This window comes from Paenibacillus haidiansis, assembly GCF_036553665.1.
Lineage (GTDB): Bacteria > Bacillota > Bacilli > Paenibacillales > Paenibacillaceae > Fontibacillus > Fontibacillus haidiansis.
Genome location: NZ_JAZHPZ010000005.1, coordinates 132,343 through 147,720, shown reverse-complemented (window position 1 = coordinate 147,720; position 15,378 = coordinate 132,343). Strand labels below are relative to the sequence as shown.

General features: G+C 49.9%; 14 protein-coding genes and 1 pseudogene. 2 read left to right on the top strand and 13 right to left on the bottom strand.

What is annotated here, in order from left to right; genetic code table 11:
* Positions 1-3 precede the first annotated feature (3 nt).
* The 7 genes from sfsA to V3851_RS12240 form a co-directional block, all read right to left on the bottom strand.
* Positions 4-699, bottom strand: coding sequence for a DNA/RNA nuclease SfsA (gene sfsA / locus V3851_RS12270; protein WP_331846825.1), 696 nt, complete (start codon positions 697-699; stop codon positions 4-6).
* Positions 700-832: 133 nt separating this feature from the next.
* Positions 833-1,723, bottom strand: a complete 891-nt coding sequence (locus tag V3851_RS12265; RefSeq protein WP_331846824.1) for a polysaccharide deacetylase family protein — start codon at positions 1,721-1,723, stop codon at positions 833-835.
* 66 nt (positions 1,724-1,789) lie between these two features.
* Entirely contained in the window at positions 1,790-4,213 is a 2,424-nt protein-coding gene (gene helD / locus V3851_RS12260) for an RNA polymerase recycling motor HelD (protein ID WP_331846823.1), read from the bottom strand.
* Positions 4,214-4,528: 315 nt separating this feature from the next.
* Positions 4,529-5,749 (bottom strand): glycosyltransferase family 8 protein, encoded by a 1,221-nt coding sequence (locus V3851_RS12255; RefSeq protein ID WP_331846822.1) that lies wholly within the window; start codon positions 5,747-5,749, stop codon positions 4,529-4,531.
* Positions 5,750-5,897: 148 nt separating this feature from the next.
* Positions 5,898-6,938 (bottom strand): sugar phosphate nucleotidyltransferase, encoded by a 1,041-nt coding sequence (locus V3851_RS12250; RefSeq protein ID WP_331846821.1) that lies wholly within the window; start codon positions 6,936-6,938, stop codon positions 5,898-5,900.
* 238 nt (positions 6,939-7,176) lie between these two features.
* Entirely contained in the window at positions 7,177-7,575 is a 399-nt protein-coding gene (locus tag V3851_RS12245) for a FlxA-like family protein (RefSeq protein ID WP_331846820.1), read from the bottom strand.
* 107 nt (positions 7,576-7,682) lie between these two features.
* The gene (locus V3851_RS12240; protein ID WP_331846819.1) at positions 7,683-8,879 is read right to left on the bottom strand and encodes a macrolide family glycosyltransferase; all 1,197 of its coding nucleotides are present in this window, start codon (positions 8,877-8,879) and stop codon (positions 7,683-7,685) included.
* Between the two features lie 213 nt (positions 8,880-9,092).
* Here V3851_RS12240 and V3851_RS12235 point away from each other — a divergent pair.
* Positions 9,093-9,295, top strand: a pseudogene (locus V3851_RS12235) (hypothetical protein).
* 85 nt (positions 9,296-9,380) lie between these two features.
* Here V3851_RS12235 and V3851_RS12230 read toward each other — a convergent pair.
* The 3 genes from V3851_RS12230 to V3851_RS12220 all read right to left on the bottom strand — a co-directional run bounded on the left by V3851_RS12230 (position 9,381) and on the right by V3851_RS12220 (position 12,297).
* Entirely contained in the window at positions 9,381-9,899 is a 519-nt protein-coding gene (locus V3851_RS12230) for a DinB family protein (protein ID WP_331846818.1), read from the bottom strand.
* Positions 9,900-9,995: 96 nt separating this feature from the next.
* Entirely contained in the window at positions 9,996-10,967 is a 972-nt protein-coding gene (locus tag V3851_RS12225; protein ID WP_331846817.1) for a helix-turn-helix transcriptional regulator, read from the bottom strand.
* Between the two features lie 190 nt (positions 10,968-11,157).
* The gene (locus tag V3851_RS12220) at positions 11,158-12,297 is read right to left on the bottom strand and encodes a 5-methyltetrahydropteroyltriglutamate--homocysteine S-methyltransferase (RefSeq protein WP_331846816.1); all 1,140 of its coding nucleotides are present in this window, start codon (positions 12,295-12,297) and stop codon (positions 11,158-11,160) included.
* Between the two features lie 398 nt (positions 12,298-12,695).
* Here V3851_RS12220 and V3851_RS12215 point away from each other — a divergent pair, with 398 nt between their 5' ends.
* Positions 12,696-13,199, top strand: a complete 504-nt coding sequence (locus tag V3851_RS12215; RefSeq protein WP_331846815.1) for a MerR family transcriptional regulator — start codon at positions 12,696-12,698, stop codon at positions 13,197-13,199.
* A gap of 109 nt (positions 13,200-13,308) precedes the next feature.
* Here the strand turns inward: V3851_RS12215 and V3851_RS12210 are convergent, their stop codons facing one another.
* From V3851_RS12210 to V3851_RS12200, 3 genes are read right to left on the bottom strand one after another with little or no spacing between them, the layout of a single operon-like run.
* Entirely contained in the window at positions 13,309-13,674 is a 366-nt protein-coding gene (locus tag V3851_RS12210) for a GntR family transcriptional regulator (RefSeq protein ID WP_331846814.1), read from the bottom strand.
* Positions 13,674-14,327: an ABC-2 transporter permease gene (locus tag V3851_RS12205; RefSeq protein WP_331847055.1), complete on the bottom strand. Its 654-nt coding sequence runs from the start codon at positions 14,325-14,327 to the stop codon at positions 13,674-13,676. Before V3851_RS12205 ends, V3851_RS12210 begins: the two co-directional genes overlap by 1 nt.
* Positions 14,320-15,174, bottom strand: coding sequence for an ABC transporter ATP-binding protein (locus V3851_RS12200; RefSeq protein WP_331846813.1), 855 nt, complete (start codon positions 15,172-15,174; stop codon positions 14,320-14,322). The genes V3851_RS12205 and V3851_RS12200 overlap by 8 nt, the downstream gene beginning before the upstream one ends.
* Positions 15,175-15,378: the final 204 nt, after the last annotated feature.

Here is a 15,378-nt window from a genome sequence, read left to right as displayed (position 1 = left end):
AGCTTAAGCTTCCCCTAGCAACAGCGGCAGAGGTTCGCCCAGAAGCAATTCATTCTCCGTGACAATGGAGTCATAAGCCAATATCCGCACGCCTTGCCGCGAGGCCAGGGCTAAAGCATCCGCAAAAGCCGCGTCCATTATCCGGTTAGGAGCAAAGGCGCGACAGCCTTTCATTTGCACAATAAACAGAATGATGCCGGTGTACCCTTGGCTGACAGCCTGCGCCATTTCCATAACATGCTTCGCTCCCCTGGCCGTCGGCGCGTCCGGGAACAACGCGACTCCCTCCTTCTCCAAGGTGGCGCCTTTGACCTCAATAAATCCACGTTCATTGCCCTTTTCAAAATAAAGATCAAAGCGCGAGGCTCCGAAGGTCACTTCCCGCTTCACTGCTTCCACTGAACCCAATTCCACCAATTTCCCCGCCTTGACCGCCTCAAAAGCCACCTTATTCGGAGCCTGCGAATCCACGTTGACCCAGCGGCCATCCTTGGCCGCCGCGATCAGCGAGAACCGGGTCTTCCGTCCGGGGTGACCGCCAAGCTCCAACAGAACTTCCGTGCCCGGAATAAGCAGTTCTTGTAAGCGCCCGGTATTTTTAATATGTACTTGTTCCGTTACTCCGCTAATGATAACCTCCGCGATAAACCTGTTGACACGCCGGTCCAACAAACCACGAACGATCTTCCCGTACTTCATGCTTTCACTTCCATGCTTGTCTTTTCTACATTGTAAAAGAGTTAAGCAAAGACGGCCATACCGAAATTCTCTTCCGGCAGGCCGTCTTTGTTCACAACTTCAAACATCCGTAGGTAAGCCTAGGATAAAAAGTTTACTGTTTAGACCCGGTCCTGTTACTCTCCTTATCCCTCTTCACGTTCAGCAAGGTGTCAACCGTAACAAACTCGACGCCATCCTTTTTCAGAGATTTTACGATCCGGGGAATCGCGGCGACCGTACCGCTCAAATCCTCGCCTTCTCCGCCAGCCGCATGCTGCAGAATAATTGAGCCCGGTAAAATATGACCGAGTATATTTGTGCTCACCTGGTCCGCATCAAGCCCTTTCCAGTCAAGTGAATCGACGTTCCAACCGACAATTCTCTTACCTAGACTTGTAAGCCAGAGAATCTGGTTCTCATCCGTATTGCCGTAGGGCGGCCGAAATAGGGTAGGCGTTGAACCTGTATAACTGCGGATAATCCGGTCCGTCCGGGTTACCTCTTCACGAAACCGTGGATCGGCAAGCTTCGGCAAGTTTGGATGACTGTACGAATGGTTTCCGACAACATGCCCTTCCCGGACGATCCTGGCCATGATATCGGGATGAGCCTCGGCCCGGTTGCCGATCACAAAAAAAGTAGCCTTCACCCCAGCCGCCTTTAGCGCATCCAGCACTTGCGGCGTAAACACATTGTCCGGCGCATCGTCGAACGTGAGCGCAACCTGACGTTTACTCCGAGGCCCGTTCAACACATAGTAAGTAGGATACTTCTTGTGTAAATCGGCAAGCGACATCGGATGGGGCTTACGGACATTCCCCTCCGCGCCGGCTTGAAGTTCAGGCGTGCCGCCAAGCCGCGGATTCAGGTTCGTCAAATCTGCCTGTGATATCTTTTGACTTTTGGCCTCAGGATTGTTGTTGCTATTACCGGGGTTCTGCCCGCACCCTTGACACAATGTTATTGCAAGCAAACAGGCAGCCAGCGTTCTAAACGGTTTCATATAACCTCCTGCATTGGCATTAGCATTTTGGAATAGCATGCCATTGAAGGCTATGAATTATTCAATTTACTCCGCCCCATCCAACTCATACAAAGACGAATCCAGTGCCTGAATGAACGGACTCCACTCTCCCCTCGCGTAAAGCAGAAGCCGGTGCATGGCACGCGTGCATGCCGTATAAAACAGCTTGCGCTCGCTCTCCCGGGAATACGTCCGCGAAGATGCGTCATAGATGAGAACGGCATCGAATTCCACGCCCTTGGCGAGGTATACCGGGATCACCAATATTCCCTTCTCGAAGGTGGGCGTGTTTTTCGTCACATGCTTCAGCCCCCGGCATCCATGCGAGGTCAAGAGATCATAGGCCTCTTTGCTTTCGGCCGCCGTTTTTGTAATGACCCCGATGGAAACGAAGCCCTCCGCCTGAAGCGCCGCGAGATGCCCGGCGATTCGCGCGGCCTGCCGCTCGCCGCCGCCGGCCTTGACGAGGAGCGGCTTCTTGCCGCTGCGTTCAAAGGGCACGATCTCCTTGGCGTTCGGCAGCAGAGACTTCGTGAATTCCACGATCTCGCGAGTTGAACGGTAACTGCGAACCAGACGGAACAGGCTCGTTTCGGATTCGCCGTATAGCCGGACGAGCGGCGAATCCCCACCGTACAGCTCCGTGGCCTGTGCAAAGATGGCTTGGCCAAAATCGCCGAGCACCGTCATACGGGCACGGGGGAACATTTTTTTCAGGAACTCGTACTGGAACATCGAATAATCCTGCCCCTCGTCGACGAATACATGCCGTATTTCCGTGTTCGTCCGAACGCCCTCGATAAGTTCTTTTAAATACAGGTACGGTGTCGCATCCTCATAGAACAGTTCAAGCCGATTCAGCTTCTCCCTGGTCTGTCCGCAAATTTCCGACCATAGCGAAGGGGATTCGGCTCCCTCCGTCATCTTCTTAAACGCATCTTCATCTTGAAAAAGTTGGACGTACAGCCCGACCATATCTATGAACAACATCCTTTTTACGCTACGCTTCAACGGCTTAAACTGCTCCTTCACGATCATCTTCCGCAGCAGCTCTTCCTCCCGATCGGCATAATTGAAATCGCCCTCGTCCGGTCTCCGTTCATTGTTCAGCATTTCGCGGACTTCTTCATATTGTTCGGCAAAGTCAAAGACGCCTCTTTCTTTATGCAGTGCATTATAAACCTCGGCGTACTGATCCTTGTCGAGATAATCGAGCTCCTCCTGTACCCAGAGAGCCTCCCGCTCCCTTCTCTCCAGCAGGGACAGCTCACGCAGCAGCCACTCCTGCATCAGAGCGATGCGGTTGGACAAGCGAATGGCAGGGTCGTAACTATAAAACTTGGAGGCCATTTGCTCGGCCGTGATCAAATCCCGATCGCGAAAGCGGATGCTTATGAATACCATCCCCTCTTGCTCCAACCACTGCGCGTAACTCCGGAGGGCCCGCAGGAACTCTAACGAGGCTTTGTATTCAATCCCTTTCAGCCGAGCCTCATATCCTTGGTTGGATTGCTCCGTCAGTACATACTCGATCTGGTCAAAGGGATCCTCTATACGAAACGTTCTTCCAAGCCAGTAATCAAGATACTCCTGGAAGGTCGTCTGCTGCATATTTTCTTCGCCAAGCTCGGGAAGAACGGTCGAGACGTAGCTGTTAAACATCGGATTGGGCGAAAACAGAACGATTTGATCCGCCTTGAGCCGTTCGCGGTGTTTATATAGCAGGTACGCTACCCGCTGCAGCGCCGCCGAGGTCTTCCCGCTGCCGGCGGCCCCTTGCACGATAAGCATCCGGCTTTGGTCGTCGCGGATAATGGCGTTTTGCTCCCTCTGGATCGTCGCGACGATGCTTTTCATCTGATTGTCCGCGCCCTTGCCGAGCACCTGCCGCAGCAATTCGTCGCCGATCGTCAGGCTTGTGTCGAACACATTCTGCAGCCGGCCGTCACGGATCTGATACTGCCGCTTCAGCTTCATTATCCCGGAAACGGCCCCGCCCGGCGTGTCATACCCCGCCGCTCCCGGAGAATGATCGTAATACATGCTCGCGATCGGAGTGCGCCAGTCATAAACCAGAAAGCTCATGCCGTCCGAATCGACGAAGGACGACACGCCGATGTAGACCTGCTCGGTAAAGCTCAAGCCATCTTCCTGGAAATCGATACGTCCAAAATAGGGTGAAGACAGCAGCCGCTTCATGTTCTTCCACTGCTGCACACGCAGCCTTTGGCTTCGCTCCCGTTCGGACAAGAGAGCCTCCTGCTGCCTGATACTGTAGAAGGTCTCCTCAAAATCCTCATCCGTGCTTGTGTTTACGGTAACTTCCTCCCAAAACTGCTTGCGAATACCAACCACCTGATCATGCAGCCCGGCGACCTCCGGCTCCAGTTCGTCTATTCTCGCTTGCAGCTTCTTCGTAACCAAATCAAGCCGTTCCCGCTCTTGCTTCCAGTCCTCCGCGTCCGCCATCTTCCCGTATGCACTCCTTCATTCGAATTGGTGGAAAAGAATGTTTGACAAACCGCCATGTCCTGTGATAAGATTAAAGTGTAAATAAGATGTGGTTAATTTGTTGTTTTTTAAAGACATCAGTAGTCCTCATATCATACCACAGTGCTTCTTGATATGCAATTTCATTTAGACATAGTGAAAACCCGGCAGAATTGCCGGGTTTTTTGATGCCATGATGCACTTTGACTTTGATATCCATTTCTAACCGCTTCGGGCGCGTTCCGGGAACGAATGCATACGCGGAAGCAACGGACAGATCATTTTCATATACCTTTAAGAGATACGCTTTAACGTACGCTTTCTTCTGACCGGCCGCAGCTTCTTCGTTGTGGATGGCAGCGCCTTTTTCCTTTTGAGATTAAGACGCTTAATCAGCTTTACCCGTTTGATGGAACGGGATTTGGCGCGGATTACTCTTCTCTTTCTCGGTCTGAGCCGTAACCGTAACGATCTGCGGCGTCTCCGTCTGCGCCGCTTCACGGGTTGATGAACGGGAACCGAAGCGACCATTTCGGGAGCCGGGGGTACCGCTTCCGGGGCCGGTTCTACCCCATCCGAGGCCGGAGCTGACGCCTCCGGGGCTGGAGCTGACGCATCGGCGGCCGGAGCTTCAGGAGCCGGGGGTTCAAGAACCGGATGGTCCACAGGCTGCATTTCTAGAGCTGGCGGTTCCGGGGTGATATTGACTTGCTGCGGCTCGGAAACCGGCTCCGATGAATAATCTCTTCCCCAGGGGGTCATGGCAAGAAAATTATTATACAGATGTATTGCGGGTGAACTGTTATCCCACCATTTGCTGTCCCCGGCGAAATGGACGATTCTATTCTCCAAATCGAGCCCGGGTTGAGCGAACGTATTAAAACGCTGCTCCATCTGTATATAATGGGAGCCATACACCGCGTTCAGAACATCCTGATCGGGCATGGTCACCGTCGGGTGTCTGCGCAAGAAATCAAGCATTTCCACATACCAGGTCGGTCTATTGCGAATATTGTCCAGATGAAACAGAATGACCCCCGAGTTAAAATACCGCTCCGGATCAAGCCCAAGTGTAGCAAAGTACTCAAGCAAATTTTGACCCTGATCCAGCACGGCGCCCATGTAACGGTCTCCCAGGTCAATGCTCCACAGATCGTTAATATCCATATTGACCATAATGTCGCAGTCCAGATAAATTACCCGGTCTGCAGGAATAATCAGCGGGAGCAGCAAACGGTACATACTGGCAATGGTCCAATAGTCAATCTTGTTCACGCTGGCCGCAACTTCTTGCAGATCCCCGGGAACGGTCACATGATAAAAATAGATGTTGTGATGAAATGCTTCCACCAACTGGGCGAGCTTTGCTTTGTTTTCTTCACTTAAGGTATCATCATGCACAATGTGCACGTTGATCGTTTGCTGGGTATTGGAAAAGATGGATGCAAGAACAACACCCGCATGTTTCGCATAGTTCCCGTCTTTATCATTGAGAGTCAAAACCAGTTCAATCATTCTCCAGGCCCACCTACCCTTAAAAGTTTGCTTTGCATTACAGCCTGATGCATTAGACTACTTTAAGTGTATGTGTTTACCCTGGCGACTAGATTGGACTATTCCCTAGTAAGAACTAGAATGGACTATTCCCCAGAAAGAGTCCGGGTTATTTTGAATCGTCCGGCAAGTCGGGATGAGTTCTTGTAACCGTTGCACGATCCCCCAGGATATGACGGGCCGGCAACACCTGAGTTTCCTGTTCAGCTATTTGAACATGCGATCCAAACACACTGCCCTCCGCATGAACATGGGACAACCGTACCTGATCCGTCAAAATGCTGTCCGTAAGAATGCAATCTTCGACGACGCAGTCGGGGCCGATATATACATGAGGTCCAATGACACTATTCGCAATCCGGGCGGTAGGATCGACCTTAACCGGATGAATCCACTGGACCAGGCTGTAATTGCCGGTCGGATCGGCAAAGTTCTGCGGATCCTGATCCATCTTGTAGCGGTTCGCCTTAAGCCAGCGTTCATGGGTTCCGATATCAAAAAACGGCGCTGTCGTTATACTGTACGATACATGCCCGCCATCCGAAATCAACATTTGAATGGCATCCGTCAACTCGTATTCTCCGCGGGGGGAAGGCTTAAGCTTTGCGATGGCCGGCCAGATTGCTGCAGTAAAAGCATACAAGCCCACAATAGCCAGATCGGATTTGGGGTATAGGGGCTTCTCTTCCAGGCTGACAATTTGTTCGTCCTTGATTACGGCAACTCCAAATTGGCGGGGGTCCTTCACTTGCTGAAGAAGTATCGAAGCCACTGATTTATCACTATCCAAAGAGTCGATCAACGGCTTGATATTCCCCTCGTACAAATTATCGCCCAACATCAATATAAAAGGAGAATCCCCTATAAAGGACTGCGCGCTTTTGACCGCGTCCGCCAGTCCCTTAGCTTCTTCTTGCAGCAGAAAGGTTAAAGAAGCGTTCCACCGCTCCCCGTTGCCGATAGTTTCCCGGATCTCTCCTTGCGAAGGGCTCACTACGATTCCTATATCAGTAACTCCGGCCGCCACTAGTTTCTTAATGATGGAGACAATAATATACTCCCCGTTTACGGGCAACATGCACTTTGCTTTGGTATAAGTCGAAGGCCGCAATCTCGTGCCGCGGCCGGCGCATAAGATTAATCCTTTCATCAATGTCCCTCCTCTTAACATCAGCTGTCTTCGTAAATCAGCTCTCTTTACATAGTATGCGCAAGCCAAAAGGATGCTTGGACATATATAAAGCAGCAATGACCTATTAATCTATGATTCTTTTACTTTTCGTCTTATTTGCGATATGGACCGGTAATGGTTCTTTCGCTAAAAAAAGCAAAAGGAGCCTGCCGCAGCAAGCTCCTTTTGCTATGTTTACAACTTATTATGTACCTGCTTATACCCGGACGTCAAAATGACCCTCACGGTCCGTCGTAGCCGCCTGTTTAGCGGTGGAAATAGAGTTGGGGCCCGAAGCCGATTTCGAACTCAAGCTGCCTGAAGCCTGCTGGGAGGAGGTACTGTCCGAGGAAGAGGACGTTCCCGTGTTTTGCTGCTGTTGCAGTTTGGCAATCTGCGTCTCGATTTGTTTAATCTGTTGTTGAAGCTGTTTTTCCTGGGCCTGCTTGGTCTGCTTGTCCCCGCTACTGGAATCGAGCTTGCTGATTTGGATTTCGATTTGCGACTTTTGACTCTCCAGCGCTTTGATTTGACTGTCCGCGTTGCCGGAAGAGCCGGAGTTGCTCTTGCCGGTGTAGGAAGCGGATGTGCTTCCGGATATAGAAGAGATGGACATAATGGATTCCTCCTGATGGATGGGATACTTCTAATGTAATCTATTTCCCACGCAGGTAGATTAAAACGCGCTGAACGTTTGCTTAAAAAACAGCGGGGCCGGCCACTTTAGATTTGACTTTTAAACTCAAAAATCTCGTCAACCGCTTGGCGATATCCGCCCGATTTCCGGAAGGAATCTCTAATATCCGCAACAGCTTTCTTGTATGACGGGAGACTTAACACATGACCTGCGGCTTCACGCAGTTGATCGGCCGTTAAGCCTTGCATTTGCAATTTCATCCCCGCTCCGATCTTGGCGACCTGTTCGGCAATGACCGGCTGATCCGCGCTTTGCGGGATGACAATGAGCGGAACCCCGTAATAAAGGCCTTCATGGATACTGTTCATGCCGCCATGCGTAATAAATAATTTAGCGTGTTGCAGCAGATCCGTTTGCGGAACATAATTTTTGACGATGAAGTTATCGGGGGTTTCTCCTAAATCCGAAATCCGGACTTTATCCCCAATAGACATCACGATCGTATGATCCGTATTCCCGAAGGCCTCAAAACATAGCTTATAGAATTCAACAGCTTGGTTAAAAACGGTACCCAGTGAAATGTAAATTGGATGCTTCCCCCCGATCACAGCTAAGTCAAAGTTATCTTGATTTAACCGCGGGGAAATGGCCGGGCCCACGAATTTATAGGTTTGGTCGAACGCTTCTGCGTCAGGTTGGAACTCCCTTATTGTATAAACGAGGGTAAGCGGGGCGGGATTACAAAACACTTCATAAGGAGAATGGATATCCACGCCGTATTTCTCCTTCACCTTCGCCGTCAGGCTTTGATAGTTGTCGCTGACCGGTTTTACGGTTTCCGCAGGGACTTTTGCGTAGAACTCCTCCAAAATATGATCCAATGACTCCTTTGTCTGCGCAAAAGTGGTGCAAGAGCTGATCGCAGGCAGCTTAAGCATTTGAGCAAGCAAGCGTCCGCAGCCAAACATCGAATCATGAATCATGTAATCGAAATGCTCTCCTTTGATCTGCTCAAGGACGCTTGGTATGACGATATCCGACGTAAGCAGAAGACCGTTGATTCTCTCGAGTAAATAATCTCTTCCGCCCGAAACGAAGGCCTTTATAAATTTCTGATCGTCAAATGTCCGTACGGAAGCCCCCGTCTTCTCCACCCGCTCCCGAAAAGCTTCGATACAAAAGTACACCACTTCTTCTCCACGGGAAATAAGCTCTTGAACGACTCCGATCGTGGGATTGATATGCCCCTCCGATCCGCCATTAATAAATAAAACACGCGCCATCTCCATCACTCCTCAGGTATACCTTAGCCTTATTATGTAAACTCTTCAAGAAAACCGAATTCGGTTATATCGTTCCCTTTCCGTATGCTTCAGAAACCCGTCAATACGGTTTATCTATCTGGATACACATATTTTTTTCAATAGTTTCCCCAATACTATATGTTGTTATGGTATGATATATTGGTTACTATATATGGACATGGAAGTGAAGAGATGGAATCAAAGGAATTTCAGCACTGGGTCGAGACCTTTTATAAAACAAGAGGATGGGAGGATTACGGTCCGTTCATTCGGATCGGCTTCCTAATGGAAGAGGCAGCAACCTGATTATTCTGGCCAAAAAGTATGATATCAGTATGGAAGAGATTATGGATGCCCATGTAAAAAAGTTAAAACAAAGGTTTCATAACGAATAACCGTATCGGATCGTCATCTCAATCGGATGACAAAGCATAGACGAAAAGGCAGGCCCGAAACCGGGCCTGCCTTTTCTCATCCGTTTTATTGCCGAGCTTCCTGCCGCTCCAACAAATAAAACATATAATCGGTCGGGACCCCGGCATACCCTTGCTGTCTCAACATCGCGGTGATATTGCCGCGGTGATATGTCCCGTGGTTGACCACATGCTGCATGATGTCGGAGAAATGCGTATCGAGACGGCCGTACTGCGGATGCTCGATCGTCATCGCCTTGTCCGGATCGGGCGTACGCCGCAGCAGATCACGGAACTGATCGGCTGCGCCGGCGAACAGCTGCCGCATTTCATCCACGTTTTTACCCTTCGCTTCCTCTGTCCAACCCGGGATTTTCGGAAAAATGTCCTCGTTCGGAACTTCGGTGAGCACGTCCTTATAGAGTTGCTCGAATAAGTACATATGTCCGAGCGTTTGCGCCACGGACGGGAATACGCTCGCCACTTCCGCATGAAACACATCCTCCGGAAGCTGCTCCAGGCGGGCGAACAACCGGTCGTTCGCCCAAACATGATATTCGTACAATTGATGTGGGTGCCCTTGCATGGTGATTCCACCTTCCCTTTATGTGTCGTTGTTTGGCTGCCGTCAGCCTTGTCACTATCGTATACCGGGTTCGCTGACAACCGTTGTCAGCGAAGTTCAATCGGAATCGTCTTCGTATTGTTTCGCGATTCCATTCGCCATTTCCCGGATCCGGCGCTTCAGCTCGAGAGGCTCACGGATGCGAATAGCCGTGCCGAACGTCATCAGATACATCGGGAGGTACTTGTTCATCGTCGGGACGTCGAGCAGAAACCGCGCCTCCCGGTCGGTCCGTTCGGTCAAATAATGGCGCAGGTGCCAGTGGCCGCAAACCGCGTTCAGCGCGCCTTGCTCTCCCTCGATGCGGATGACCGTCAGCGGTCCGTCCGCCTCCCGTTCCCGCTCGGACCGGTCGCGGAAATAGGCGGACGCGGAGAATCGCTCCGGCTTTTCGAACCGCGCTTCGGTCTGGGCAAGCCGCACGATGCGGTCCACGCGGAACGTCCGGACCGCCTGCGACCGATGGCAGAATGCGACGGCGTACCATTCATTCCGGTCGTAGGCGAGCCCGTACGGATCGATTACACGCTCGTCTTCCTGCTCCGCATTCGCTTTCCGGTAGACGATGCGAACCGTTCGCCCGTCCTTCTCCGCCTGCTCCAGGTCCCTGAGCAGCGGAACGACGGAAGGCGGACGCGCCGGCGAGATCACATCGAGGCCGCTCGCCTGACGGGACAGATCTTGGCGCTGCTCTTCGTGAAGGCCGTTCTCCACCTTGGCAAGCGCGCTCTCCAGCTCCTCCGTGTACGGATAGCCGGCGCCTTCCGCAAATTTAAACGCGTCCACAAGCGCCTTCAGTTCTATGGAATTGAAGAATAATGGCGTCTCCTGAAAGCTTTCCAGAATGCGAATGCCGCCGTCGTGGCCCGATTCCGCCACGACCGGCACGCCGCTGGCGCACAAAGCGTCGATATACCGGTACACGGTGCGGACGCTGATTTCCAAACTGTCCGCGATCTGCGCGGCGGTGAGCTTCCTTCCCGACCGCAGCATCCAAAGTATGGACAGCATGTTATCCCATTTCGCCACTCGAGAGCACCTCTTTTCCTCGCAAAAACGATAATAATTTTGAGTATTGCTTAATGATGGAAACATCTGTTTCCGCATCAAGCGTAACAGCGTGAAAGATAAAATTCGGGGTTTCTTCCCGAATTCCTGTTTGAAGCAGCAAAAATCCCCTACCTTGAGGTAAGGGATCTAAATGCCTTTATCTTATTTTCTATTTCCAGATTTCATCGGCGATTTCTTTAATAAAAGCAAGCTTGCGCCATTGCTGTTCCTCCGTCAGATGGTTGCCCTCCTCCGTGGAAGCGAAGCCGCATTGCGGGCTCAGGCAAATCCGGTTCAGGTCGACGTATTGCGTCGCTTCCTCAATACGCTTCAGAATATCCTCCTTACTTTCCAGCTCGCCGAATTTGGATGAAAACAGGCCAAGCACGACCTGCTGATTGTCCTTCAGGAAGCGAAGCGGCTTGAAATCGCCCGCCCGGTCGGTGTCAAACTCCAGATAGTAACCGGAGTAGTTATCGATGCCCAGAAGTGTTTGCGCGATCGGCTCGTAACCTCCGCCTACTCCGGCATAAGTCGAAACATAATTGCCGCGGCAGACATGTGTCGTGACCACGAGATCGTCCGGCAAGCCGGATATAACCTCCCCGTTCAGCTTCGCGAACTCGTTCGCATACTCGGCAACGTCCACGCCGGCCTGCTTCATGAAGGCCATAAATTGCTCATCGCAAAGCGCTCCCCACGTGCAGTCGTCGATTTGGATGCTGCGGCAGCCCGCTTCATAAAAGGCAAGAATCGCCGCCTTGTACGCTTTGGCAATATCCGCGACAAGCTCCTCCCGATTCGGATATACGGCCTTTGTGCTTTCCTGATTTTCCGCCCGGTCGAGCTCGAACAGGAACTGTGCGGCCGCCGGAATCGATTGACGTGGGGTGACGTCCTCGCCTGCGACTCCCTTCAAAAATGCATAGTGTGCGACAAAGGGATGGCTGCTGTGTCTTATTTTACCGGTCAAGCGGGCGGTTTCGGGTCTGGATTTGGCGCCGTTAAATTGATATCCCTGATCAATGATTGTCCGCTCTACGCCGTCAAATCCCCAGAAGAAGTCCAGATGCCACCAGGAGCGGCGGAATTCGCCGTCGGTTACGGCTTGAAGGCCGATCTCTTTTTGTTTCCGAACGAGCTTGGTGATTTCGGCGTTCTCTACTTCTATGAGCTGCTCGGCGCTAATTTCGCCGTTCTGGAATTTGACTCTAGCCTCTTTCAGCTCGCGGGGACGCAAGAAGCTGCCAACAATATCATATCGAAATGGAGTAACGGTCCGTTTTACAGGTTGAGTTTGAGTGCTCATAGGTTAATCTCCTCGCAGAATTATTTTAAAATTAATATAGCATATCCGGTTGCCTATACCATTCTACAAAAGAATTATAGCTGGTTATAACTATTAGCTATAGCCAGGCAATGTCGTTACATTTTTCCGTTCCAAGAGATGAAAATAGAAGAGAGAAGAGAGAAGAGAGAAGAACATGGGTGAGGTATGCACACGGTTCGTCAAATTTAATGTTGACAAAACGCATAGGATTAAATTAAATTAATGAAAGGGAATATATGTTATTTAATACTAAATTTATAAATCCGGTTGGTTAACCAGAGGCATGCTGATGAGAACCCATGAACGTGGGTTGGCACGGTGTGCCTTTTTAATTTTATAAAAATAGCAATATATCATGAAATTTGGGAGGGAACAGTATGAGCAGTAGGAATGTGTATTTACAGGAAAGTCGGAAAGTCCTTCGAAAGCCTTTTAGAGCGTTGCTTAAACTTGGACTTTGCGCAGTGTTATTCGTAGTCTTAAGCTCCGTAGCGGTCCAAGATGCTCAAGCGAGTGTATCGGTACTAGCGACTTCGGATCAAAAGGATCTGGATGCGTTGAGCTCAACATTGAGATTCTATGAACGTAAAAACCTGGTTCCGGACCAATTTGTTAAGAGAGATAAAAATAATTACCGTATTTACTCTGAAGAAATTATTGAATATCTGGATGATGTGAAGGCACTTTTATCCGCAGACTTTTCTATAGAAGAGTTAAGTTTGCTGGTCAATCAACAAATTAACTTATCTTACGAGGAAAAGAAGAACATTGTAGAAAACAAAATCAATGAAATTGATGATCTCCTGAAGCGATTGAGAAAGTCGAAGAAGTTTTTGAGTGCCATCTTGGAAGGAAAAGCAAATTTCCAAACAAAGTGTTAATAACGGTTGAAATCAAAACTTGGCCATGGCCATGACTTATGGTATGGCTCTCCGCATCATGCATATCGCAAAAAAGCGAAAGGAGCTGTTGCGTCAGCTCCCCCTTTGCCTAATAAACCTTCTTCAACATCTCAATCACATCATCCAAGGTAAGGCCGAAGGATTTGTAGTAGGAGGTGTCGAGAAGCATTTGCTTAAGGATCATTTCATTGCGAATTTGCAATTTCCGATCGTAGGACAGTTCGGCGACAAAACAGCCCTTTCCCGTAATGGTATGGATCAACCCGTATCTCTCTAGTGCTTCCCAGGCCTTTTTGACGGTAATCACGCTGATGCTCAGCTCCTGAGCCGCTTGTCGGATCGGTGGAAGACAATAGCCGTTTTCCAATTCTCCTTTCAGAATCTGGGCGCTGAGCTGTTCAAAAAGCTGCTGGTAAATCGGTTTGTCAGATGCATTCGAGATCGCGATGTTCATTAGACTTCCACTTGGAGGAATCGTTTGACCGCGAGCCGGTAGGCAATGACGGAGAACGCTGCGAAAATCACAATTCCAAAGAGTAGAATGAAGGTTTGGAGCGTCACTTGCTGCGCATCGGTGCCGTAGAAAATCTCATTCACGACCGGGCTTTGAATGCCGAGCCATTGGGCGATTCCGGCGAACAGCATGGCAGCTATAACGGCGGCGAGCAGCGCCCAGCCGAATTTATAAGCCGTCTTATAAAACATCGGGATAAAGATGAGGTTAAAGATCGCAAGCATCACAAGGTTTAACCCCCAGAAACCCATATTGGGCGGGAAGAAAATATAGGTTGTATCGGGATACAAGCTCATCGAAATGAAACCGAAGATCGCGGCAATCACGATATGCAGCAGCTCTAAGCCGACGATCACAGTCACCCTTGCCTTTACCATATCTCGTTTGGAGACGGGCATCACCGACGTGAACATCAAATCATTCTGCGCTTTAAATTGGTTGAACACATTCGGAATCGTGATCCAGCAGAAATACAGCGGGACAATAAAGTAGATCCAACCGGGAATGAGCATTAAGGCACCAAACAAGAAAGGAAACAGAAAGAAAAAGGGGGGCACGGCCAACCTTACATCCTTCATCACCAGGTTATACATACTCATCCTCCTTCTTCGCGAAATAGACCATGATCTCCTCAAGGCTAGGCGTGGCAGCCTTCATGTTCCAGGAGGTATCGAAGTCTCTCACGGGAATCAATCCCGTAAATCCAAATGAATTCATCTTATAAGAGATCAATCTGTCCTTCACTTGGTTCAGTTGGGCTGCAGCACCATTTAGAAGAAGATAAGATTCCTTGAACTCTTCCTTCTCACCACTGTGGACGATTTGCCCATTGGAAATAAAGGTGATATAATCCGCGCACTTCTCCAGATCTGAAGTAATATGGGTCGAGAACAAAATGCTGATCTCGCCGTCAGCGACGAGTCCCTGGAAAATATCCAACAGTTCGTTCCTTGCAACCGGGTCAAGCCCGCTTGTCGGTTCGTCGAAAATGAGAAGCTTTGCCCCATGGGACAAGGCAATGGCAATGCTGTATTTCACCTTCATTCCCGTCGATAACTCGGCAATCCTTTTGTTTTCATCCAATTTGAATTTCCGAAGGTAGTTGCGGTACGTTTCCTCGTCCCAATTGGCATAGAACCTCTTGATCACGTCGGTCAAGGTCTTCATTTTGCTTCGGGTGTAGAAGTCTACACCGCCCATGGCGTACCCAATTTCCTGCTTCAACTCAAGTTCGTGATCAGCCATATTTTTCCCGAATATGTGAATTTCCCCGCTATCCGTGCGGGTCATATTCAAAATTGATTTTATCGTCGTGGTCTTCCCTGCGCCGTTCGCACCGATAAAACCCATAATGTAACCTTTCTCCAATTGGAACGATACATTTTTAAGTTGAAAATTGGGGTAACTCTTATTTACGTTTCGAATGTCTAATGCAAGCACTTCATACATCCCTCCCCATCATATTGTGTATATCGTGCATGCACAATATACCTTGTGTGGAGTGGTTTTGTCAATACCTTCCACGAGAATCTTATGGGGACGCTCATAACTAGCTCACGCCTTACAAGCAGAGCGCGAGTAAAACACATCACCATGCATATGCTGAATTCTGCCCCAATTGGCGGGATTGGTTGTATCCGGGGT

Bases quoted from the DNA above. Each gene is read 5' to 3' on its own strand.
- sfsA (WP_331846825.1), bottom strand. From the start codon at position 699: ATGAAGTACGGGAAGATCGTTCGTGGTTTGTTGGACCGGCGTGTCAAC.
- V3851_RS12265 (WP_331846824.1), bottom strand. From the start codon at position 1,723: ATGAAACCGTTTAGAACGCTGGCTGCCTGTTTGCTTGCAATAACATTG.
- helD (WP_331846823.1), bottom strand. From the start codon at position 4,213: ATGGCGGACGCGGAGGACTGGAAGCAAGAGCGGGAACGGCTTGATTTG.
- V3851_RS12255 (WP_331846822.1), bottom strand. From the start codon at position 5,749: ATGATTGAACTGGTTTTGACTCTCAATGATAAAGACGGGAACTATGCG.
- V3851_RS12250 (WP_331846821.1), bottom strand. From the start codon at position 6,938: ATGAAAGGATTAATCTTATGCGCCGGCCGCGGCACGAGATTGCGGCCT.
- V3851_RS12245 (WP_331846820.1), bottom strand. From the start codon at position 7,575: ATGTCCATCTCTTCTATATCCGGAAGCACATCCGCTTCCTACACCGGC.
- V3851_RS12240 (WP_331846819.1), bottom strand. From the start codon at position 8,879: ATGGCGCGTGTTTTATTTATTAATGGCGGATCGGAGGGGCATATCAAT.
- V3851_RS12230 (WP_331846818.1), bottom strand. From the start codon at position 9,899: ATGCAAGGGCACCCACATCAATTGTACGAATATCATGTTTGGGCGAAC.
- V3851_RS12220 (WP_331846816.1), bottom strand. From the start codon at position 12,297: ATGAGCACTCAAACTCAACCTGTAAAACGGACCGTTACTCCATTTCGA.
- V3851_RS12215 (WP_331846815.1), top strand. From the start codon at position 12,696: ATGAGCAGTAGGAATGTGTATTTACAGGAAAGTCGGAAAGTCCTTCGA.
- V3851_RS12210 (WP_331846814.1), bottom strand. From the start codon at position 13,674: ATGAACATCGCGATCTCGAATGCATCTGACAAACCGATTTACCAGCAG.
- V3851_RS12205 (WP_331847055.1), bottom strand. From the start codon at position 14,327: ATGTATAACCTGGTGATGAAGGATGTAAGGTTGGCCGTGCCCCCCTTT.